We start from the raw sequence: 22,551 nt of genomic DNA on the forward strand, positions 1-22,551 counted from the left end.
ATACATCAATGTGCATAATCAAAATCCGAAACCTTTTGTCTGGACCGCCAAGGCCAATGACATTCTGCAGAAAGTCATCCGCGCAAATCGCCAGCTTGGTTCAAAGAAAAACGAAGCACTACACTAGCAGACCTGACACATCAGGCCTGAAGCATGATTATCTTGCGCTTAGTTATCCAGCTTGAAATTAAATTCCAGCATGGTGGTTTGCGGTTTGGAGATAGGCGCATATTTCCATTGAGACGCAGCGGCAATCACTTCCTTGTCAAAATGTTTGGGTGGATTTGCCTTCACAATATCCACTTGCGACACCTTGCCGTCGGCTTCGATATGAACGCGCGCACTCACCACACCCGAAGTGACACCGGCACGTACGGCACCGTTAGGGTATTTGGGCTGAACGCTGGAAACGACTTTCAAGACGTTATTTTCTGTTGCTGCCGCCGCTACAGGTGCTGGTGCAGGTGTCGGGGCTGCTTTGGAAGCAGCCGCCGCGACCACTGGTGGCGGGATATCAACAGGCTTGGTCGCAACCGGTGCTGCAACCACAGCAGGTGCCACTTTCACAGGCTCACGCGTTTTGGATGCCAGTAACTTGGCATCTGCCGCCGCTTTCGCGTCTGCTAAGGCTTTTGCATCCGCTGCTGCTTTCGCGTCTTTGGCCTCTTTCGCTGCTTTTTCTTCTTTGGCTATTTGCGCTGCTGTCTTGTTTGACGCCATGTCCATCCACTTGGTGACGTCCGCGGTGTCAGAGTGTTTCACCGGGTTTTTTACCAGACCCGTAGGCATGGGCGCATTGGAAGCAGGCGTTTCTGGCGTACTCGCTGCTGTCTCTGAAGGGCTCTTTTGACATGCTGTATTCAGCAGCACGCAAGCCAGCATACTCAAAGTCAGAATTGATAACTTCCCTCTTTTATTGTGGACAACTGTTTTCATATCACTCCAGACAACACGATTTTAAAGCTTAAGTTAAAAGAGCACTTCAGAGCACCTGCCGACCCAATTTGCTTGCAATGAAACGGTGCATGGCAGATATTCTTGCCATTTTTCAGTGCAAAGCCCATTGGCCAGGTACCAAGAAAATTCTCACTATTGTGAGAGACTATGCTGCCACGGATGTAACCGCAAGGCAATAATCAAATCACTGAAGTGATTAGAAAATGTGAAAATACTGGCGTTAATTTCACAATTTTGTTGGTTTCCATGCAGGAACTATGCCAAAACCCGCGTAAATTGTTTTAACTGCATAATAGGAAGCTAACTAGGAAGCTGACGCGTCACGGGAAGAGATGCAAAAAAGCCAAGCTTTATTCAGCCTGGCTTCCATGTCTATGAAATGAGAGGAAATGCGATGAAAGATTCAGCGCAGAGTGGGGTTAAATACCCTGGGCATCAAGATTTTCCGAACACTTCATTCAATTGCTGGGTCACGCGTATGAAGGTAGTGCGCTTGGTCAGTTCCTTCAATTTATGCGCGCCCACATAGGTGCAGGCAGAACGCACACCGCCCAGAATATCCTGTAATGTGGCTTCAACCGGACCGCGATAAGGGATCAGCACTTCCTTGCCTTCCGACGCACGGTATTTGGCAACGCCACCCGCATATTTATCCATGGCAGCACGGCTGCTCATGCCGTAAAAGCGCTTGAACTGCTGGCCATCGCGCTCGACCAGATCACCGGCACATTCATCATGCCCCGCCAGCATACCGCCCAGCATGATGAAGTCGGCACCGGCACCATAGGCCTTGGCCAGGTCACCTGGCACCACACAACCACCGTCGGCGCAAATCTGCCCGCCCAGGCCATGTGCGGCATCAGCGCATTCTATGACAGCGGACAACTGCGGGTAACCCACGCCCGTCATCTTGCGCGTGGTACAGACCGAACCCGGACCTATGCCCACCTTGACGATATCGGCACCGGCCAGTATCAGTTCTTCAGTAATGTCACCGGTCACCACATTGCCGGCCATGATGGTCAGGTGCGGGTAGGTGGTGCGGACTTTCTTGACGAAATTGATAAAGCCTTCCGTGTAGCCGTTCGCCACGTCTATGCAGACGTATTCGATGGCGTTGTGCGCCCTTGCCATCACAGCCGAAAATTTTTCAAAATCGGATTGCGTGATACCCATGGAATAAAAAGCAGTAGATTTCTTTTGCAAGGCAGAAAAATAATCAACCAGCACATCTTCATCATAATGCTTGTGCAAGGCCACCGATAGCTGGTGCTGTTCCAGCGCCGCCGCCATTTCCATGGTGCCGGTGGAATCCATGTTTGCAGCAATGATGGGAATACCGTGATAAGTCTTGCGGGAATGATGGAAAATAAATTCGCGTTCCAGATTGACCTGGGAACGGGAGGTAAGGGTGGAACGCTTGGGACGTATCAACACATCCTTGAAATCCAGCCTGAGTGTTTCTTCTATATGCATGACGACCCCTGTATGCGTCTGGCGGACGCGGGAAATGACGACTTGTCGCAGCCAGGCAATCAAGTCGTTGAGCCGTACTTGAGTATAGTCGAAAAATTTTCTTTAGCCTGATCCGATTCGTAAATGAGGCTTATCACAGCGGACGTATACTGAAACCGGCAAATAATTCCTTTATTCCATCAATGGCAACTACCCTTGCCCTTGTCGGTAAAACTCTCTCCGGGCACCGGTAAAAACTCCCATTCGTAGGATTTGTCATGCAGGCTCAGCTTCAATACGCCGTGGGTGGAATTGTCGCGGATTTCAGTTGATCCCTTGGGTAAAAACATGGGCGTCAGTTTGGCACCGCCCGTACCAACGACAAAGCTGCGTATGCCCTGCCTGTCGTCGCGGTCGCCATTGGCGTCCAGCGGGGCAAAGCGTTCGTAATCATGGTCATGCGAAGTCAGCACGATGTCAGCTTTGGCTTCGGCCAGCATTTTCCATGCGGCCAGCATGTTTTCATTGTTGCCGTGCCCGCCCGAGCTATAGACCGGGTGATGCCAGAACGCCAGTGTGCAGCTTTGCTCGTTGTTGGCGAGTTCTTCCTTCAGCCAGTTCAGTTGCGCCTGCATCTGTGGCTGATCCAGATTGCTGTTGAGCGACAGGACCTGCCATTTACCCAGTCGCGTCGCATAGTAGCCGCGCCGGTCGGGCCCGGCCAGCTCACCAAAATAATTGTAATAGCCCAAGGCCTTGGGCATGCTGTAGTCATGGTTACCGGGTGAGGGCAGGGTCTTGTCCTTGAAACGGCCCCAGGTCGGGTCATAACATTTGGTGAATTCACTGGGATTGCCGACAGGGTAAGTGTTATCACCCAGGGTAATGGCGCGGGCAGTCTTGTCCTTGTCCAGCCCGGCAGCGATCAACTCTGCTGTTCTTGCTGCCACACTTTCTTCAGCGGGATTTTTTCTGCAATCAGCGATATCACCGGCCACATACACCGTCACACTGACAGGTTTTGCCAGCGGTTTTTTGCCAGCTTGCTTCGTATTGTTGGTGGCATGGGCAGAACAGAGGAGCAGGTTAAGGATACAAAAAGCCAGGATGGAAAGACGCATGAATTTTTCTTGTTAGGTAGGCAATAGCAGGGACAGGCGCGTATTTTACCTGTTCCTGCTGCAAGGGTTAATCTGTTGCATGAAAATAAGAGCATGTTTCCTGCAATGACCTTCCATATTTGCTGAACCTGACTACAGTTTCGCCTTCCGCAAACGTAGCGCATTGCTGATCACCGATACCGAACTCAGGCTCATAGCCGCACTGGCAATCATGGGGCTGAGCAAAATGCCGAACCACGGATACAAGAGACCGGCAGCCACAGGCACGCCGACAAAATTATAGACAAAGGCAAAGAACAGGTTTTGCCGTATGTTCTTCATGGCTTGCTGGCTGAGGGAGCGTGCTTTCACGATTCCGCGCAAATCACCTTTCACCAGCACCACATGGGCGCTATGCATGGCCACATCGGTGCCACTGCCCATGGCAATGCCGACATCGGCCTGTGCCAATGCCGGGGCATCGTTGATACCGTCACCCGCCATGGCAACCACCCGTCCTTGCTTCTGCAATTCCTGCACGATGCGGAACTTGTCTGCTGGCAGCAGGTCGGCGCGTACGTCGTCCAGCCCCAGTTGCTTTGCCACAGCCTGTGCCGTGATGGTATTGTCACCCGTCAGTACGATGACATGCATGCCCTGTTGCTGCAATTGCGCTATCGCTTCCTTGCTATGGGTCTTGATCTTGTCCGCCACACTCAGCATGGCCACGGCTTTTTGATCGACCGCCATCAGCATCACGGTATGGCCCAGTGCCTGCCATTCTGCGACTTGCGGTTCAAAATCTTGCATGGCTATCGCATGTTCTTTCAGCAGTGCCGGATTGCCCAGTAATACTGGCTTGCCATCCACTGTGGCACTGACACCCTTGCCGGTGATGGAAGTAAAATCACTGATGCTGACCGGCTGGCTGCCATGTGCTTGTGCATAGGCGACGATAGCATGTGCTACCGGATGTTCACTGCGCTGTTCCAGCGCCATTGCCAGGGCCAGCAAATCGGCCTCCGATTCGCCCGCAGCAAGTTTAAAGTTTTGCATGCTGGGCTTGCCCTCGGTCAGGGTGCCGGTTTTGTCTATGAGCAGGGTGTCGATTTTTTCCAGTCTCTCCAGCGCTTCGGCATTCTTGATCAGCACACCGTCATGCGCACCCCGACCTATGCCTACCGTCACCGATATCGGTGTCGCCAACCCCAGTGCGCAGGGGCAGGCAATGATCAATACCGATACCGCAGCCATCAGGCCGTTGGCCAGCCCAGGTGCTGGTCCCCACACCGCCCAGCCTGTAAAGGCCAGCACGGCCACAGCAATCACACCGGGTACAAACCAGCCAGATACCTGGTCTGCCAGCTTCTGTATTGGTGCGCGTGAACGCCCGGCCTGGTTGACCAGATCGATAATGCTGGCCAGTAAAGTATCCTTGCCTATGCGCTGTGCCTGCATGCTGAAACTGCCTTGCTGATTGATGGTGCCAGCGCTGACCTTGTCACCTGCCTGCTTGCTGACAGGCAGTGGTTCACCGGTCAGCATGGCTTCATCAACATTGCTGTGACCGTCCAGCAGCACTCCATCAACCGGGATATGCGCCCCCGGTTTCACGCGCAAGTGATCACCTACCAATACCTGGTCAAGAGTGATTTCAGCCTCGCTACCATCGGCAGCAATTCGTATCGCTGTCGCGGGTGTCAAACCCAGCAAGGCTTTGATCGCTGTATTGGTTTGTGAACGGGCACGCAACTCAAGTACCTGACCCAGCAAGACCAGGGTGATGATGACGGCAGCCGCCTCAAAATACAGCGGTGCCATACCGCCCATCTTGAAAGCGGTGGGCAACACATCCGGCAATAACAGGGCCACCAGACTGAACAGGTAAGCTGCGGCAGTACCAATGCCAATCAGGCTGAACATGTTCAGGTGCATGCTCTTGAAGGATGCCAGCGCGCGTTCAAAGAATGGTAGCCCACCCCATAGTACGACCGGTGTCGCCAGTATGAATTGCAGCCAGTTGTAGATCGTCATACCCAGCAGGCTGTGAAAAGATACGCCCGGCAGCATGTCGCCCATGGTCATGACCAACAGCGGTAAACTCAGTAGCAGGCTGATTTTGAAGCGGCTCAGCATATCGTCAAGCTCGCTGGTGTCTTCTTCCATGCTGGCTTCTTTCGGTTCCAGTGCCATGCCACACAGGGGGCAGGTGCCAGGACCGACTTGCTCAATCTCTGGATGCATGGGGCAGGTAAAAATCGTATCCTTGGCCACAGTCTTGGGAGCGGTGCGTTTGGCCGGGTCCAGCCAGGCAGCAGGGTCTTTACGAAATTTTTCCAGGCAGGTATTGCAGCAAAAATAATAACTTTGACCTTCGTGCACCAACTGGTACTGGCTGTCCGCATTGACGCGCATGCCGCACACAGGGTCCTTGTGCTCGCCGTCGGCATCACTTTGCATGGCGTCGCTGCTGCCACAGCAAGATGCTGCTGCTGTGGTGCTTGCCGATGGTGTGGTAGTGGCGGTGGTAGAGGCAGTGGCAGTAAGTGTGCCTACGCTACCCAGTCCGATGACTTTTTTTGCCTTGACATAATTTTCAGGCGCAGCATTGAACTTGCTGACGCAGGAATTGCTACAAAAATAGTAGGCAATGCCCTGGAAATGGGCCATTTTCTCTGGATTCTTGCTGACTTGCATGCCGCAGACCGGGTCCGTGTATTTCTTGTCCTGTGCAGGTGCTGCTTGTGAGTCATGCTTGTGTCCGCAGCAACTGTCACCCTGCTGGTGGTTTTGATGGTTTTGATGGTCTTGAGTCATTTTCATTCTTCCGCTACATAAATCGTTTGATTGCCTTATCATAGGCTCCGTACCCAAGAACAGAGTCAAGGACTTTTTAACGATGTCCGATACAGATCATGATCCAGATCAATATACGATAGGGCAACTGGCCAAGGCAGCCGGGGTTGGCGTCGAAACCATACGTTATTACCAGCGACGGGATTTGCTGCCTGTACCCGAGGTTGCTACTGGCTTCCGGACTTATCCAGCCAAGCTGGTTGAGCGCATACGGTTTATCAAGCGGGCGCAGGAGCTGGGCTTCAGTCTGGATGAAATCGCCAATCTGCTGATGCTGGAAGATAGTAATGACAAGCAAGCCATACGTGATGTAGCGCAGGAACGTTTGACGCAGGTGCAAGCCAAATTGACTGACTTGCACCGCATGGAAGCTATGTTGACGGGTCTGATACAGCAATGTGCATCATCTGAGCAGTTGGCGCAGTGCCCCATCATACAGGCGCTGGCAAGCAGCAAGCCAACTGACGGCAAGGCATGCCATAGCCAAGGCCTCTGAGTAATTACTCTCCGCCGGCGACCCAATCTGGTTTTTCCGTGCTTATATAATGGATCAACGCTTCCACCACTACCGGATCAAACTGCGTGCCGCTGCGGGCCTTGATGTAGTCGATGGTGTCCTTCAGTGACCACGGTTCCTTATAAGGGCGGCGATGCAGCAGGGCATCAAATACATCGACTACGGCAACAATCCGGGCTGACAGCGGGATATCCGCGCCTTTCAGGTGGCGTGGATAGCCATGGCCATCAAAATGCTCATGATGGCTGCCGGCGATCTGTGAACCATAAGTCAGGTAACTGACACCGTCCACCATGGTGGCGGCGCGTGCCAGCACGGTTTCGCCAGCCAGGGCATGGTATTCCATGATTTTCCGTTCGGTGCTGTCATGGCTGCCAGCTTTCAGCAACACAGCGTCCGGCGTCGCCACCTTGCCGACATCATGCAAGATGCTGGCGATGCCTACCATCTCCATGAACTGCGGTGTCAGGTCGGAAGGGAAACTGTCACGCCGTTTCAGCTCTGCCGCAATAGCATTGGTCAGCTTGCAGACGCGCTGCACATGGCCACCGGTATCGGTATCGCGTGATTCAGCCAGATCGGTCAGGGCCACCACCGAGGCTTCCTGGGCTCTTTGCAATTGCTCGTTCAGGTAGCGATTATCAAAGGCGGCGGCAATGCGGTCGCAAAATAATTCCAGCAAGTCACGCTGCATTTGCCCCAGCGGCCAGGGTGGCGTCACCAGGATGGCAAATTCATGCCCCTGCCGGGTATGGATGAACAACACGTCAACCGGATGCTGGAACTGGCTTTTCTTTTCGACAAAGGCTTTTTCAACGATGGCAGTCCATTCACAATCAGGCGGCAACTGATCCAGGCCGGCCCAGTCGCTGTAGCTGCCGGTGGCGGCAATGATGCTGGTGTTGAGGGGCCCGCCGTTGTTGCCGGCTGGGATGCTGCCTGGGGCAGCACAGGCCGAATTGCGGGACAGGCACAACACCCCGTCTGCCCCCACATCAAGAATGGCACCGATCTGGTTCAGCACACCAGACGCAAATTCCTTCAGTGATTTCAATTCATACAGATTGGCCGATGCCTGCAGGATGCGGGTCAGGCCCACGCGGCTGCGTTCTATCGACAACAGGCCCTCATAGGCACGCAGCGAGGCAATCACGGTGGTAAACAGGCGTTGTGTTGTCAGCTCGGTCTTGGTTTTATAGTCGTTGATATCGTAATCGACGATGACACTTTTTTCTGGCGCCTGGCCTGGCTGGCCGGTGCGCAGCACGATGCGCACCATCTGGTTCTTGAGTTCTTCACGTATGCGTTTCACCAGGCGTAGACCGGCGTCTTCGGTTTCCATTACCACATCCAGCAATATCAGGTTGATGTCGGTTTCCCTGTTAAGGATGTCAAAGGCTTGTGCCGCGCTATGCGCAGACAGGATATCAAGATGACGTCCCTTGAAGACGATATTGTTCAGCGCCAGGCGGGTGACGGCATGAATGTCTTCTTCATCGTCAACAATCAGCAGGCGCCAGGGGCGGGTTTCAAAAGAAGCATCAAGCTGTTCTTGCGACTTGTCATGTACGTCATCTTCAATGATCCAGTCTTCTTCTGATCCCTGTTCGTGATTCATACACTCCCCCGGTCATGGTTCGTTGCCTGCTGCTGAGTTTGCTAGTCTGAATCTGTGCTGAATGCGTGTCTGGAGGCTTTGCCAGCCATGTGGGCCTGCAGATGGCAAAGGTGACTGTAGATGTTACTAACATCCTGCCACTCTTGTTGATGGCTGGCAAGTCTTGTTCACAATTGTTGACCGTGTTGCAAATATCTCTTATTAAAATAAAAATGTCTGCTTCGATAGAGCAGACATCAGAGCAGACATCAGAGCAGACATTTGAATATGGAAAATGCAATTTTTTAGAATCAGCAAACGTGATTGATCACCATTTCGACGATCATTTTTTCGGCTTCCTGAAAATCATTTTCATTCAAGGGGCTGTGGCCCAGTACCAGGCTCATCTGGGCGGAAAAATCGGCATACGATTGTGTCATGGCCCAGATGGCAAACAACAGGTGCGTGGTATTGACGGCGGCGATCTTGCCGGCAGCCATCCAGGCTTCAAACACCGCAATATCTTTTTGCAGCAGTGGCAAAATCTTGTTGCGCATGGTTTCTGCATACACCGGCGCGCCACTGATGACCTCCATCGCATACACGCGCGAAGCCTGCGGCTGTTCACGCGAAAAACGCAGCTTGGCACCAATATAACTGCGCAATAGCTGTGCAGGGTCCTGGTCCGGGTCGGCCAGGATATTCATGCGTTCCAGCCACTGGTCCAGTACCTGGTCCAATACCTTTTCATACAGGATCTGCTTGGTAGAAAAGTAATACAGCAAATTCTGTTTGGAGATACCCGCCCGCTCAGCGATGGATGCCAGCGAGCTACCGGCATAACCGGCTTCGGCAAACACCTCCACCGCTGCCTGTAGTATGCGTGCTTCCAGGGCGTCGCGCGAGCGCGTCAGTTTGTCTGGTGCTCTATCCATGGCGCTGCTTCATCAAAAAGTTTTTCAGTACATCCGCATCGCTGTAGGCGATATTGAAACGGAACCATGGGTGTTCACTTGCATGCAGGCTAAAGAATTCATCTGGGGCCAGCAAAATACCTTCCTGCAAAGCCTGGCGTGCAATATCGCTGGCATTCGCCTTGCTGTCCTGCCATCCGGCACTGATGAACATGCCGCCACGGGGCACAGCCAAAGGTGTCAAACCGGCGGCCAATAACATATCCATGCTGGCATTGCGTGATGTTTCCAACTGGCGTTTGAGTTTTTCCAGCATGCGCCGGTACAGGCGTGAACTGATCGCATGCAGCACGGCGCGCTCATTGATTTCGGATGTGGTCAGGCCCGCCAGCATTTTCACCCTCAGCAATTCACCTATCAGCGAATGCGACGCACAGACCGAACCAACGCGCAACGTAGGTGACAGGGTCTTGGAAAAACTGCCAACACGTATTACACGACGCAAGCCATCCAGCGCTGCCAGCGAAGGTTCGGGCCGGGGGCAGAGTTCACGATAAATATCATCTTCCACCAGCCAGAAATCAAACTGCTCCGCCAGCGCCAGCAGACGGTGCGCCTGGCTCGGCGTCAGGCTGGTACCCAGAGGGTTTTGCAGCACAGTGTTGACAAACATCAGCTTGGGCTGGTGCAGCAGGGCTTTTTCCATCAGGCTGTCGAGATCCAGGCCTTTTTCATCGCGGGCGATGCCTATCGGTATGCAACCGTGATGGCGTATCAGTGACAACAGATTGCTGTAACCGGGGTCTTCAACCAGTACCGTGTCACCGGGTTTGCATAGCGTGCGCAAGATCAGGTCAAAACCATGGGTGGCACCATGGGTCAGCAAAATCTGTTCTGAATCGACACTGAACAATTCTTGCGACAGGCTGCTGGCCAGGTGCTGGCGCAGGCTGGGGAAGCCCAGCGGGTTGCCATAGCCACGCAGGCGCTGGGTAGGGATGCGCATCGATTGCTTCAGGGCGTCCAGCAAAATATCATCGCCATACCATTCTGGCGGCAACCAGCCTGATCCAACGGGCAGGGCGCTGGACACGCCTGAATACAGATCAGGGCTCAGCGCATCCAAAGCGCTGGGTACCGCCACATGCGCCAACGGCTGTGGCGCGCAGGCCGGTTTAGTGACAAAATAACCAGAGCCACGGCGTGAACTGAGCAGGCCCAGAGTGATCAGGCGTTCGTAAGATTCCACAACTGTAAAGGTACTGACGGCATTACATTTGGCAAACTGACGTACCGAAGGCATCTTGCTGCCCTGTGGCAAGTCATTCAGGCGCACCAGACGTGTTACCTCTTGCACAATCTGGTCTACCAGACTGGCCTGGCGGCTACGCTCCAGTGCCAGTTGCGGCCAGACAGGGCTGTGTTCTACTGCCTGCACTTCTTTTACGACGTCCATGCCTTGCTCCTCGCTGAACTGTGCTGTTCTGGTCACCAATACGGTTGGATGAAATTAAACTGGCTGTATATGTCATTACTGCATATGCTTATTTAGCATTTCAGCATATTTTTACCACTTGGTAAATTGTTTTCAGGAGAAGCCCATGCTCAACAAACAACAACTGAATTCCTATTGGATGCCTTTCACGGCTAACCGTGACTACAAAGAGGCCCCGCGCCTGGTGGCATCTGCCTCTGGCATGTATTACCGCGACCAGAACGGCCGCGAGATACTCGATGGTACGGCAGGTTTGTGGTGCGTGCCACTGGGCCATTCTCATCCCACTGTGGTGAAAGCGGTACAAGATGCCGTGGCCACCCTGGATTACGCCCCGGCTTTCCAGATGGCGCACCCGGACGCGTTCGAGCTGGCTGCACAGTTGATTGACTATACCGGCAACAAATTCGGCCAGGTGTTTTATACCAATTCCGGCTCGGAAGCAGTCGATACTGCCATGAAAATGGTCCTGGCCTACCACCGCAGCCGTGGCGAAGCCCAGCGCACCCGCTTTATCAGCCGCGAACGGGCTTACCACGGTGTCGGTTTTGGTGGCATGTCGCTCGGTGGCTTGCCTGTCAACCGTAAACAGTTTGGTACTTTGCTGGCGGGTGTTGATTACCTGCCGCATACGCATAACCTTGAAAAAAATGCCTTTACCCGTGGCTTGCCCGAATACGGCACCCATCTGGCGGATGAACTTGAACGCCTGATTACGTTGCATGATATTTCCACCATCGCCGCTGTCATCGTCGAACCGCTGGCTGGTTCTGCCGGCGTCATCCTGCCATCAAAAGGCTACCTAAAGCGTCTGCGTGAACTGTGTGACAAGCATGGCATCCTGCTGATATTTGATGAAGTCATCACCGGCTTTGGCCGCATGGGTACCCCGTTTGCATCTGACTATTTTGATGTCACACCAGACCTGATGACCACTGCCAAGGGCCTGACCAATGGTGTCGTGCCCATGGGCGCTGTGTTCAGTAATCAAAAAATCTACGACGCCTTGATGGATGGCCCGGCAGGCATAGAACTGTTCCACGGCTATACCTATTCCGGCCACCCGCTGGCCTGTGCTGCTGGCCTGGCTTCCCTGAAAGTCTTCAAGGAAGAAAAAGTGCTGGAACATGCACAAAGCATGACCGCCTATTGGGAAGATGCCCTGCATTCATTGAAAGGCCTGCCGCACGTCATCGACTTACGCAATGTTGGCCTGATCGGTGCGATCGAGCTCGAATCCATGCCAGGCAAAGTCGGCGCACGTGCCATGGCGGCCTACAAGAAAGCCTTTGCTGAAGGTGTACTGGTGCGCACGACAGGCGACATCATCGCCATGTCACCTCCATTGATTCTGGAGAAAAAACATATAGACCAACTGTTCGGCAAACTGACCGACATTCTGAAACACCTGGATTAACCTGGCGACCATCATGACCCACTATCAAGTAAATCATTTCATCAACGGCGAACTGCATCAAAGCGTGCAGCCACGCTATGCCGACATCTATAATCCGGCACTGGGTTCCGTGCAGGGGCAAGTGGCACTGGGTACGACACAAGACGTGGACATGGCCGTGGCCGCTGCCAGCAAGGCTTTCCCATCCTGGTCAAATACACCTGCATTGTCACGCGCCCGCGTGCTCATGGCTTATTTGAATTTGCTACAACAGCACACGGATGAATTCGCCCATTTGCTGACGCAGGAACACGGCAAGACCCTGGCTGACGCCAAGGGTGAAGTTGCACGTGGCATAGAAGTGGTGGAATTTGCGATAGGTATTCCACAGCTATTGAAGGGTGAATATTCCGAACAGATCGCCCGTGGCATTGATGCCTGCAGCATGCGCCAGCCGCTGGGTGTCGTCGCCGGTATCACGCCATTCAACTTTCCCGTCATGGTGCCGATGTGGATGTTCCCTATCGCTATCGCCTGCGGCAATACCTTTATCTTGAAACCGTCTGAACGTGATCCTTCCGCATCCTTGCTGCATGCAAAATTACTCAAGCAGGCGGGTTTGCCAAATGGCGTTTTCAACGTCGTGCAAGGTGATAAAACTGTGGTCGATGCGCTGCTTGATCATCCAGAAGTGCAAGCCATCAGCTTCGTTGGTTCTACCCCGATTGCGCAGGCAATTTATGCACGCGGCTGTGCGAATGGAAAACGCGTACAGGCACTCGGTGGCGCAAAAAATCACATGGTCGTCATGCCAGATGCAGATCTGGAAATGGCAGTCGATGCCCTGATGGGCGCAGCCTATGGTTCTGCTGGCGAACGCTGCATGGCCATCTCGGTCGCGGTTGCGGTTGGTTCTGCCGCTGATGCTTTGGTCGATGCCATGGCAGCACGGGTTAAATCACTGAAAATCAATAACGGCCTGGCACCAGATGCTGAAATGGGTCCGGTCATTACCCATGCCGCCAAACAGCGCATAGAAAACCTGATCGGCGACGGCGTGGCAGAAGGCGCAAAACTGGTTGTTGATGGCCGTAACTTTACCGTGCCAGGTCACGAAGAAGGTTTCTTCTGCGGCGGTAGCCTGTTCGATCACGTGACACCAGAAATGACGGTCTACAAACAAGAAATTTTTGGTCCGGTCTTGTGCGTGGTGCGCGTGCCGGATATGGCAGCGGCGGCAGATCTCATCAACAAGCATGAATACGGCAATGGCGTCGCCGTCTTCACCCGCGATGGCGGCACAGCGCGTGAATTCGTGCGCATGATACAAGTCGGCATGGTCGGCGTGAACGTACCTTTGCCTGTGCCCATGGCTTTCCATAGTTTTGGTGGCTGGAAGCGTAGCCTGTTTGGTGATCATCACATCTATGGCCCGGAAGGCGTGCGTTTTTATACACGCGTCAAGGCAGTCATGCAGCGTTGGCCAGACAGCATCAGTAAGGGTGCAGAGTTTTCTTTCCCTCAAAATAAATAGAGATGCACTTACGCAAATCTGCACCAATTGCGTAAGTTTTTTGAGAGGTTTAGCTGTCACGAAACTTGCTTAGATAAATGCAGTAAAAACGAATTTAGTAATTAGAGATCGATTGGAGCCACCATGTTGGAAGCCCTTAAGCATTTACCTCAGGCAGAAGAAAGTCAGGAAACGCTGCGTTCGCATTTCACTGATTTGAATCCGGCACTGAACCAGCGTCAGGCAGCGATAGAAAGTGATCGCTGCCTCTATTGTTACGACGCTCCCTGCACACGCATCTGCCCGTCAGAAATTGATGTGCCCAGCTTTATCCAGAATATTGCTGTTGGCAATATCAATGGTGCGGCCAAAGGCATCCTTGATCAAAACATCCTCGGTGCCAGTTGCTCGCGCGTTTGCCCGACCGAGATTTTGTGTGAGCATGCCTGCGTGCGCAATCATGATGCAGAAGGTGCACCAGTCAAGATCGGTCTGCTGCAACGCTATGCACTCGATAATGCAAAATTTGAACAACATCCTTTCCAGCGTGCTGCCAGTACTGGTAAAAAAATAGCCATCGTCGGCGGCGGCCCTGCAGGTCTATCCTGTGCACACAGACTTGCTACCCTGGGCCATGATGTCGTGATTTTTGAAGCCAAACAAAAATCCGGTGGTTTGAATGAATACGGCATTGCCAAATACAAATTGACCGAAGACAGCGCCCAGCGTGAAGTTGAATTCCTGCTGCAAATCGGCGGCATCACCGTCAAGCATGAACAGATCCTGGGCAAGAACCTGCATCTGGCAGATTTGCGCCGTGATTATGATGCAGTCTTCCTTGGCATTGGCCTGGGTGCCAGCCGCAAGTTGGGCCTGACAGGTGAAGATGCACCCGGCCTGATGGCAGCGGTCGATTACATTGCCGAGCTGCGCCAGGCAACAGACCTGAGCAAATTACCTGTACCGAAACAATGTGTGGTCATCGGTGCCGGTAATACCGCCATCGATATGGCAGTGCAAATCGCCCGCCTTGGTGCAGAACAAGTCACCCTGGTGTATCGCCGTGGTGCAGAACATATGTCTGCCACCCACCATGAACAAGACATCGCCAAAGCCAACCAGGTACGCATCGTCACCTGGGCGCAACCGCAAGAAGTCTTGCGTGATGCTGAAGGCAAGGTCAGCGGCATGCGCTTTGCCCGTACCAAAGAGGTAGGTGGCAAATTACAGGCCAGCGGCGCGACGATAGACATCCCGGCACAAGCCGTCTTCAAGGCGATCGGCCAAAGTATGGACAGTAGCAGCCTGTCGGATGATCTGGCAAAAGACCTGCAAAAGCAGAATGACAAAATCCATGTTGATGCACAATACCGTACCAGCGTATCCGGCATTTATGCCGGTGGCGATTGTATCGCTGATGGGCAGGATTTGACGGTACAGGCAGTCCAACATGGCAAGCTGGCAGCGCTGGCGATTGATAATGATTTGAAAGCGAAGGTGTAATATGGCTGACCTCTCGATTAATTTTGCTGGCATCAAGGCCCCCAATCCATTCTGGCTGGCTTCTGCACCACCGACCGACAAGGCGTATAACGTCATCCGCGCTTTCGAAGCAGGCTGGGGTGGCGTGGTCTGGAAAACCCTGGGTGAAGATCCACCACCGGTCAACGTCTCTTCGCGTTACTCTGCCCATTTCGGTAAAAATCGTGAAGTGCTGGGTTTCAATAACATAGAACTGATCACCGACCGCAGCCTGGAAATCAACCTGCGTGAAATCACGCAAGTCAAAAAAGACTGGCCAGACCGCGCCATGATCGTGTCGCTGATGTACCCTTGCGAAGAAGAAAGCTGGGCCCGCATCCTGCCACTGGTTGAAGCCACAGGCGCAGACGGCATAGAACTCAACTTTGGCTGCCCGCACGGTATGCCAGAACGCGGCATGGGTGCAGCCGTAGGGCAAGTGCCAGAATACGTGGAAATGATTACGCGCTGGTGCAAAAAATATTGCTCACTGCCTGTCATCGTCAAGCTCACGCCCAACATCACCGATGTACGCATACCAGCCCGTGCCGCCTTCAATGGCGGTGCAGATGCCGTGTCGCTGATTAACACCATCAACTCCATCACCTCTATCGATCTCGACCAGATGATCGCCCGCCCCATCGTCGGCACACAAAGCACGCATGGCGGTTATTGCGGTAGCGCCGTCAAGCCGATTGCCCTCAACATGGTGGCAGAAATTGCGCGTGACCCGGCCACCAAGGGTTTGCCTATCTCTGGTATAGGCGGTATAGGCAACTGGCGTGACGCGGCAGAATTTCTGGCGCTGGGCGCAGGTTCGGTGCAGGTATGTACCGCCGCCATGCTGCATGGCTTTCGCATCGTCAAGGAAATGACAGATGGCCTGTCGCGCTGGATGGATGAAAAAGGCTATGAGCGCATCAGTGACTTTGCCGGTAAGGCGGTGGCCAACACCACAGACTGGAAATACCTGGACATGAACTATGCCGTCATTGCCGACATCGACCAGGACAAATGCATACAATGCGGCCGCTGCTACATCGCCTGTGAAGACACATCGCACCAGTCAATCGCGCAACTGATCGCCGACAATGGCACGCGTAAATACGAAGTCATCAAGGGAGAGTGTGTAGGCTGCAACCTGTGCCAGATCACCTGCCCGGTAGAACAGTGCATCACCATGGTGCCCCAGGCGACAGGAAAGCCATATATGAACTGGACGCAAGACCCGCGTAATCCGCGTGCGGTGTTGAAATAATTGCTTGTACTTGGAGGGGAGTGGGGGTATAAATTCTTTGATAGCAGATTGTAAAAAATTTTTTGATCGTGATTCCAAAATGGCTTGATGAAAGCTCCTTCCCCTTCAAGGGGAAGGTTGGGATGGGGATGGGGTTCTGTAGCAAAGGCGCGAATGATAGAGTTTCACCGAAACCCATCCCCACCCTAACCCTCCCCTTGAAAGGGAGGGGATATCTGCCAAGGTTTGATAATTACAAAATTGATGCAGGCATACGTGTTTGAAAAAAAGAGACTAGATTTTCCACCAACGTTTGCACATCATCAGTATCTGGAATAAAGTTTGCTTCAGCTTTTGTACCTGAAATTTTTTCGAATATTCCACCTGGAGAAGAGTATATGCAGACACAAAGCGGGCAACTTTGGAATGAAGATTTAGCACCTACTTCAGAAGCACAGCGTACCTGGCGCTGGTATCACTTTGCCGCTTTGTGGGTGGGTATGGTCATGTGTATCCCCGCCTATACCCTGGCTGCCAGCCTGATTGAAGGTGGTATGTCCGGTTATCAGGCGGTCTGGACCGTGTTTCTGGCGAATGCCATCGTGCTTGTCCCCATGTTGCTGATAGGCCATGCCGGTGCCAAATACGGCATCCCTTATGCCGTGCTGGCGCGTACTTCCTTTGGTGTCCGCGGTGCCCGTTTGCCAGCACTCATGCGTGCCATTGTCGCTTGCGGCTGGTATGGCATACAAACCTGGTTTGGCGGGCAAATGATTTATACCCTTGGTGGGGTGTTGCTTGGCCATCCTCTGGGTGGTGAAAATATTGCCGGTCTGGGTATCAATGCCGCACAACTGATCTGCTTCCTGATTTTCTGGGCCATACAATTCTGGTACATCTTCCACGGCATGGATGCCATCCGCAAGCTGGAAACCTATACCGCACCGCTGAAAATCATTATTTGTTTCGTCTTGCTGGGCTGGGTGTATAACAAGGCTGGTAGCTTTGGCCCCATCCTTGATCAACCGTCGCAATTCGTCGAAGGCGGTAAAAAAGCCGGGCAGTTCTGGACCACCTTCTGGCCTTCACTGACTGCCATGGTCGGCTTTTGGGCCACGCTGGCGCTGAATATTCCTGACTTTACCCGCTTCGCCAAATCGCAGAAAGACCAGATACTCGGCCAGACCATAGGCTTGCCTGCACCCATGGGCTTACTGGCCCTGCTGGCGGTGATCGTTACCTCTGCCACCGTGGTCTTGTACGGCAAAGCCCTGTGGGACCCGGTAGACCTGGCCAGCCGCATGACGGGCGTTGCCGTGCTGATCGCCTTGCTGATCTTGCTGATAGACACGGTATCCGTCAACCTGGCCGCCAACCTGGTTGGCCCGGCCTATGATTTCTCGGCCCTGAACCCCAAGCTGATTTCTTATAAAACCGGCGGCTATATCACCGCCTCCATCGCCCTGATCATGATGCCGTGGAAGATACTGGAATCTACCCAGGGCTATATCTTCACCTGGCTGATCGGCTATTCGGCCTTGCTCGGCCCCATCGCTGGTATTTTGATTATTGATTATTACTTCATCCGCAAGACAGAAATTGATGTCAATGCCCTGTATCAGGATGAAGGCAAGTACAGCTATAAAAATGGCTGGAACATGGCCGCCGTGATCGCCTTCGTGATCGGTGTCTTGCCGAATATCCCGGGTTTTTTGAACGCGGCTTTCCCTGCCAGCTTCCCGGCTATTCCCGAAGTATTAAAAATCATCTACACCTACGCCTGGTTCGTCGGCCTGGCCCTGTCCGGTGTGGTGTATATGGGTTTGATGAGTGGTAAAAAAGCTTGAATTTTGAATGTGTGGAAGTGTGCAAAGTCGCGGAGTAGGTTGCAGGAACGCAGGTTGGCGAATGTGTAGGTTGGGCTACGGGTTATCAGCCCAACACTGGGCTTAAACTAACGTATACGTTTTTGAAGGCCGAGTGTTGGGCTGGTGAATCGTAGCCCAACCTACGATCATCGGCCCAACCTACGAAAAACAAGTTACACGATTTTGCATAATTCCTAAAAGTTACCTGGAGTCTGCTATGACCATCCTGATACGCGGCGGCACTGTCGTCAACGCAGACCGCGAATTTAAAGCCGATGTCCTTTGCGACAACGGCAAAATCCTCGCCGTCGGCGACAATCTGCAAGCGCCGGCTGGCGCTGAAATCATCGACGCCGGTGGCCTGTACGTCATGCCCGGCGGCATAGACCCGCATACCCACATGCAATTGCCTTTCATGGGCACGGTCACACAAGATGATTTCTTTACTGGCACTGCCGCTGGCCTGGCGGGCGGTACCACCAGCATCATCGACTTCGTCATCCCCAATCCGCAACAAAGCCTGATGGAAGCCTTCAACACCTGGCGCGGCTGGGCAGAAAAATCTGCTGGTGACTATTCCTTCCACGTCGCTGTGACGTGGTGGGATGACACCGTCCATGCCGACATGGGCAAACTCGTCAACGAACACGGCGTCAACAGCTTCAAGCATTTCATGGCCTATAAAAATGCCATCATGGCCGATGATGAAGTATTAGTAAAAAGTTTCACCCGCGCGCTGGAACTGGGTGCCATGCCCACCGTGCATGCAGAAAACGGTGAACTGGTCTACATGCTGCAGCAAGAAATGCTCAAGCAAGGCAAGACCGGGCCAGAAGCACACCCGCTGTCACGCCCACCGGTGGTCGAAGGCGAAGCCGCCCAACGCGCCATCGCCATTGCCAATGTACTCAACACCCCGTTATACATCGTTCACGTATCCTGCATAGAATCGCTGGATGCCATCACCCGTGCCCGCGCCCACGGCCAGCGCGTATTTGGTGAAGTGCTGGCAGGCCATCTGGTCGTCAATGACAGCGTTTACAAAAACAAAGATTTCGTTCAGGCCGCAGGCCATGTGATGAGCCCCCCTTTCCGCAGCAGCCAGCATCAAGAAGCTTTGTGGCAAGGCCTGCAAGGCGGCAATCTGCATACCACCGCCACCGATCACTGCACATTCTGCGCAGCCCAAAAAGCCGCAGGCAAGGACGACTTCACCAAGATACCCAATGGCTGCGGCGGCATAGAAGAACGCATGATGGTCTTGTGGGATGCAGGCGTCAACACTGGCCGCCTGACACCATCAGAATTCGTCAAGGTCACCTCTGCCAACTGCGCACAGATTTTCAATATCTACCCACGCAAAGGCGTGATTGCCGAAGGGGCAGATGCCGACATCGTCCTGTGGGATGCCGCAGGCACCAAGACTCTGTCCGCTAAAACACAATTCTCCAAAGGCGACTTCAATGTCTTTGAAGGGCGTCAGGTCAAGGGCATACCAACGCACACCATCAGCGGTGGCAAACTGGTTTTCAAACAAGGTGAATTAATGGCAGAGATGGGGGCAGGGCGGTATATCAAACGTCCATCCTTCTCGCCCATGTTTCACGCGCTGAACAAAATGCGCGCATAAAGATTTACTGTAAAGGATTCAAAATGTCTACTGCAAATCTACGCAAAGATTTACGCATAAACGGCGACCGCCTCTGGGCATCGTTGATGGAATTGGCACAAATCGGTGCCACACAAAAAGGCGGCGTCAAACGCCTGGCCCTGACTGATCTTGACAAGCAAGGCCGTGACCTCGTCGTCTCCTGGGCCAAACAGGCTGGCCTTACCGTCACCATAGATCAGATAGGCAATGTCTTCATGCGCAGGGCAGGCAAGAACCCGGCACTGCCACCCATCATGTCCGGCAGCCATATAGACACCCAGCCCACCGGTGGCAAGTTTGACGGCAACTACGGCGTGCTGGCCGCGCTGGAAGTCGTGCGCACCCTCAACGACCACAACATAGAAACCGAAGCGTCAATCGAAGTCGCTTTCTGGACCAATGAAGAAGGCTCACGCTTTGTCCCCGTCATGATGGGCTCAGGCGTATTCTGCGGCGCATTCTCTCTGGAGACAGCCTATGCCGCCAAAGACACCGAAGGCAAAACCGTAGGCGATGAACTAGCACGCATAGGCTACAAAGGCACAGAAGTGCCAGGCCAGCACCCCATCGGTGCCTACTTCGAAACCCATATAGAACAAGGCCCGGTACTCGAAGATGCCGACAAAGTCATCGGCGTCGTCCCCGGTGTGCTTGGCCTGTCATGGTACGACTGCATCGTCACCGGCATGGAAGCCCACGCCGGCCCCACCCCCATGGCCCTGCGCAAAGACGCCCTGCAAATCTCCACCAAAATCATGCAGGAAGTCGTCAACATCGGCAACCGCTATCCGCCCTATGGCCGTGGCACCGTCGGCATGGTCCAGGTATTCCCCAACAGCCGCAACGTCATCCCCGGCGAAGTCAAATTCAGCATAGACCTGCGCAACGTGTCGTCCGAATTGCTCGACACCATGCACAATGAAATCCTCGCCTTCGTCGATAAAACCAGCAAGGACAGCGGCCTCAGCATCAGCGTAGAACGCGTCTCCTACTACCCCCCATGCCCCTTCCACCCAGACTGTGTCAACGCCGTGCGCGAAGCCACAGCCACCCTGGGCTACAGCACCATGGACGTAGTCTCCGGCGCAGGCCACGACGCCATCTACACCGCCAGGTTGGCCCCATCCGGCATGATCTTCGTGCCCTGCAAGGATGGTATCAGCCATAATGAAATTGAAGATGCGAAATCGGAACACCTGGAGGCGGGGTGCAATGTGCTGTTGCATGCGATGTTGGGGAGGGCGGGGATCGTTCTTTGATAGACAGTCTTTTCAAATGTTATTGGCATTCTTATTTTTAGTGCCATTAAAAAATAAGAGTCTGATGATCTGGATAGTGATTGGGTGGCTATGTTAGACAAGTAATATGTGCAATGTTTGAAGGTATTGATTTAATTTTGCGGTGATGTAATTAGCAAATTTTCAAAAGGCCATCATTTTTGGAAAAGAACTGGTTTCTCCTTTCAAAAAAGGAGAGAGAAATAACTAGATTTGTCAATACTCTTTAATTAAACGGGTTAATAAATACATTCGAGTCAGTTCGGCTTTGGCAGCCGGACGCTATATCCCTGGCATTTTGTTGATCTTCCTTACTTAGTGTGGAATTTATCTTGTTAAGAATTTCCTTGGATGCTTCGCCCCTATTTTTTTCTACTATTGGAATAAGATACGAAGCTGCTTTGGTCATATCTTTTTTGTCAAATAATCCTTCTCTGTAGGCGCGCGACATTACATAATTTGCTTCAATAGCCCCTTCTTTCGCTGACTCAAAACCGTACTTTTCTGCGTTCATTAAAATTTCTTTTGAGTATTCTATATCCCCTTGGGTACCAATTCGTTGGTAAATTGGTGCCAGTTCTAGCGCATTAATTAAATAATAAGTTTTTGCCAATATAGATTTTTCTATAATTCTTCGATCTAGAATTGACAATGGCTTTCTGATCATATCCAAAGGTAGTAAGTTGCAACCAAGTTGCTCATATTGAATGGCTTTCGGCTTGCCAGGAATAGCTGCCCTGAAACAAATGCTGGCTAAGTCAAAAAGCGCGACCGAATATAGCTCCGCTCTTTGTGGATCGTTTTGGTTAAGATTATTAAATTCATTCAAGAGTTCTTGTGGATTCCCTCTTGAATTTTCGCTAATTTCAATGATCTTAGCTCTCGCCTCTTTCAAAGGGGGGCGTTGACTCTTGGTTACGAGCGAATTGTTGGGATTTGGCACACACTTTTCGGCATGCAGTATGGGGGCCAGGTTAGTGGGTATTGCTGTAGCAGTTTTGGGAACGCTATTGTTTTTTTGAATTTTTTCGGGCACCGTATTCGGATCCCCGTCACTGAGCACATACACTGTTATACATGAGGTAATCAGACCTGTAACCAAGTACAGCACATGGTTTTTCTTTAGCCAATAATTCACGAAATACCTTAACGTAGTCTTGAGATAGGGATATGTAATTTATTAAACAAACCGACATG

Annotated in this window: 16 protein-coding genes and 1 pseudogene; 9 read left to right on the forward strand and 8 right to left on the reverse strand. The window is 52.8% G+C overall.

Annotated features, from left to right (window positions below):
- Positions 1-127: pseudogene (locus ACO0K9_RS16945) on the forward strand (IS630 family transposase); the annotation flags it as partial.
- 41 nt (positions 128-168) lie between these two features.
- On the opposite strand, the gene ACO0K9_RS16950 reads toward ACO0K9_RS16945, so the two are convergent.
- From ACO0K9_RS16950 to ACO0K9_RS16965, 4 genes are all read right to left on the reverse strand, one after another.
- The gene (locus ACO0K9_RS16950) at positions 169-789 is read right to left on the reverse strand and encodes an energy transducer TonB (RefSeq protein ID WP_422987004.1); all 621 of its coding nucleotides are present in this window, start codon (positions 787-789) and stop codon (positions 169-171) included.
- Between the two features lie 603 nt (positions 790-1,392).
- Positions 1,393-2,433 (reverse strand): GMP reductase, encoded by a 1,041-nt coding sequence (locus ACO0K9_RS16955; RefSeq protein WP_422987006.1) that lies wholly within the window; start codon positions 2,431-2,433, stop codon positions 1,393-1,395.
- A gap of 179 nt (positions 2,434-2,612) precedes the next feature.
- A complete protein-coding gene (locus tag ACO0K9_RS16960; RefSeq protein ID WP_422987008.1) occupies positions 2,613-3,533 on the reverse strand; it encodes a metallophosphoesterase family protein in 921 nt (306 codons plus the stop codon).
- Positions 3,534-3,665: 132 nt separating this feature from the next.
- Positions 3,666-6,329, reverse strand: coding sequence for a heavy metal translocating P-type ATPase (locus tag ACO0K9_RS16965; RefSeq protein WP_422987010.1), 2,664 nt, complete (start codon positions 6,327-6,329; stop codon positions 3,666-3,668).
- Between the two features lie 82 nt (positions 6,330-6,411).
- On the opposite strand from ACO0K9_RS16965, the gene ACO0K9_RS16970 reads away from it, so the two are divergent.
- Positions 6,412-6,864, forward strand: a complete 453-nt coding sequence (locus ACO0K9_RS16970) for a MerR family transcriptional regulator (protein WP_422987012.1) — start codon at positions 6,412-6,414, stop codon at positions 6,862-6,864.
- Between the two features lie 4 nt (positions 6,865-6,868).
- On the opposite strand, the gene ACO0K9_RS16975 is transcribed toward ACO0K9_RS16970, so the two are convergent.
- The 3 genes from ACO0K9_RS16975 to ACO0K9_RS16985 form a co-directional block, all read right to left on the reverse strand.
- Entirely contained in the window at positions 6,869-8,503 is a 1,635-nt protein-coding gene (locus ACO0K9_RS16975) for a DUF3369 domain-containing protein (RefSeq protein WP_422987014.1), read from the reverse strand.
- 290 nt (positions 8,504-8,793) lie between these two features.
- Positions 8,794-9,417 carry a TetR family transcriptional regulator C-terminal domain-containing protein gene (locus ACO0K9_RS16980; RefSeq protein WP_422987016.1) on the reverse strand — a complete coding sequence of 208 codons (624 nt, stop codon included), beginning with the start codon at positions 9,415-9,417 and terminating at the stop codon, positions 8,794-8,796.
- Entirely contained in the window at positions 9,410-10,852 is a 1,443-nt protein-coding gene (locus tag ACO0K9_RS16985) for a PLP-dependent aminotransferase family protein (RefSeq protein WP_422987018.1), read from the reverse strand. Before ACO0K9_RS16985 ends, ACO0K9_RS16980 begins: the two co-directional genes overlap by 8 nt.
- Positions 10,853-10,997: 145 nt before the next feature.
- Between ACO0K9_RS16985 and ACO0K9_RS16990 the strand changes: the two genes are divergently transcribed.
- From ACO0K9_RS16990 to ACO0K9_RS17020, 7 genes are all read left to right on the forward strand, one after another.
- Positions 10,998-12,308 carry an aspartate aminotransferase family protein gene (locus ACO0K9_RS16990; RefSeq protein WP_422987020.1) on the forward strand — a complete coding sequence of 437 codons (1,311 nt, stop codon included), beginning with the start codon at positions 10,998-11,000 and terminating at the stop codon, positions 12,306-12,308.
- Between the two features lie 13 nt (positions 12,309-12,321).
- Complete coding sequence (locus tag ACO0K9_RS16995; RefSeq protein WP_422987022.1) at positions 12,322-13,821, forward strand: CoA-acylating methylmalonate-semialdehyde dehydrogenase; 1,500 nt, start codon at positions 12,322-12,324, stop codon at positions 13,819-13,821.
- A 123-nt stretch (positions 13,822-13,944) separates the two neighbouring features.
- Positions 13,945-15,303, forward strand: a complete 1,359-nt coding sequence (locus ACO0K9_RS17000) for an NAD(P)-dependent oxidoreductase (protein WP_422987024.1) — start codon at positions 13,945-13,947, stop codon at positions 15,301-15,303.
- A gap of 1 nt (position 15,304) precedes the next feature.
- On the forward strand, positions 15,305-16,579 hold the full coding sequence (preA, locus tag ACO0K9_RS17005) for an NAD-dependent dihydropyrimidine dehydrogenase subunit PreA (protein WP_422987026.1): 1,275 nt from the start codon (positions 15,305-15,307) through the stop codon (positions 16,577-16,579).
- A 377-nt stretch (positions 16,580-16,956) separates the two neighbouring features.
- Positions 16,957-18,405 carry an NCS1 family nucleobase:cation symporter-1 gene (locus ACO0K9_RS17010; RefSeq protein WP_422987028.1) on the forward strand — a complete coding sequence of 483 codons (1,449 nt, stop codon included), beginning with the start codon at positions 16,957-16,959 and terminating at the stop codon, positions 18,403-18,405.
- 238 nt (positions 18,406-18,643) lie between these two features.
- Entirely contained in the window at positions 18,644-20,056 is a 1,413-nt protein-coding gene (gene hydA / locus ACO0K9_RS17015) for a dihydropyrimidinase (RefSeq protein WP_422987030.1), read from the forward strand.
- A 23-nt stretch (positions 20,057-20,079) separates the two neighbouring features.
- Complete coding sequence (locus ACO0K9_RS17020; RefSeq protein WP_422987032.1) at positions 20,080-21,336, forward strand: Zn-dependent hydrolase; 1,257 nt, start codon at positions 20,080-20,082, stop codon at positions 21,334-21,336.
- 244 nt (positions 21,337-21,580) lie between these two features.
- Here ACO0K9_RS17020 and ACO0K9_RS17025 read toward each other — a convergent pair whose 3' ends face one another.
- A complete protein-coding gene (locus ACO0K9_RS17025; protein WP_422987034.1) occupies positions 21,581-22,492 on the reverse strand; it encodes a hypothetical protein in 912 nt (303 codons plus the stop codon).
- Positions 22,493-22,551 lie beyond the last annotated feature (59 nt).

The organism is Undibacterium sp. Ji50W (assembly GCF_049340445.1).
In the GTDB taxonomy this organism is placed as follows: Bacteria; Pseudomonadota; Gammaproteobacteria; order Burkholderiales; family Burkholderiaceae_D; genus Undibacterium.

Coding starts and splice junctions, on each gene's coding strand:
- preA (WP_422987026.1), top strand. CDS start 15,305: ATGGCTGACCTCTCGATTAATTTTGCTGGCATCAAGGCCCCCAATCCA.
- ACO0K9_RS16985 (WP_422987018.1), bottom strand. CDS start 10,852: ATGGACGTCGTAAAAGAAGTGCAGGCAGTAGAACACAGCCCTGTCTGG.
- ACO0K9_RS16960 (WP_422987008.1), bottom strand. CDS start 3,533: ATGCGTCTTTCCATCCTGGCTTTTTGTATCCTTAACCTGCTCCTCTGT.
- ACO0K9_RS16965 (WP_422987010.1), bottom strand. CDS start 6,329: ATGACTCAAGACCATCAAAACCATCAAAACCACCAGCAGGGTGACAGT.
- ACO0K9_RS16995 (WP_422987022.1), top strand. CDS start 12,322: ATGACCCACTATCAAGTAAATCATTTCATCAACGGCGAACTGCATCAA.
- ACO0K9_RS16950 (WP_422987004.1), bottom strand. CDS start 789: ATGCCTACGGGTCTGGTAAAAAACCCGGTGAAACACTCTGACACCGCG.
- ACO0K9_RS17020 (WP_422987032.1), top strand. CDS start 20,080: ATGTCTACTGCAAATCTACGCAAAGATTTACGCATAAACGGCGACCGC.
- ACO0K9_RS16975 (WP_422987014.1), bottom strand. CDS start 8,503: ATGAATCACGAACAGGGATCAGAAGAAGACTGGATCATTGAAGATGAC.
- ACO0K9_RS16980 (WP_422987016.1), bottom strand. CDS start 9,417: ATGGATAGAGCACCAGACAAACTGACGCGCTCGCGCGACGCCCTGGAA.
- hydA (WP_422987030.1), top strand. CDS start 18,644: ATGACCATCCTGATACGCGGCGGCACTGTCGTCAACGCAGACCGCGAA.
- ACO0K9_RS16990 (WP_422987020.1), top strand. CDS start 10,998: ATGCTCAACAAACAACAACTGAATTCCTATTGGATGCCTTTCACGGCT.
- ACO0K9_RS17000 (WP_422987024.1), top strand. CDS start 13,945: ATGTTGGAAGCCCTTAAGCATTTACCTCAGGCAGAAGAAAGTCAGGAA.
- ACO0K9_RS16955 (WP_422987006.1), bottom strand. CDS start 2,433: ATGCATATAGAAGAAACACTCAGGCTGGATTTCAAGGATGTGTTGATA.
- ACO0K9_RS16970 (WP_422987012.1), top strand. CDS start 6,412: ATGTCCGATACAGATCATGATCCAGATCAATATACGATAGGGCAACTG.
- ACO0K9_RS17010 (WP_422987028.1), top strand. CDS start 16,957: ATGCAGACACAAAGCGGGCAACTTTGGAATGAAGATTTAGCACCTACT.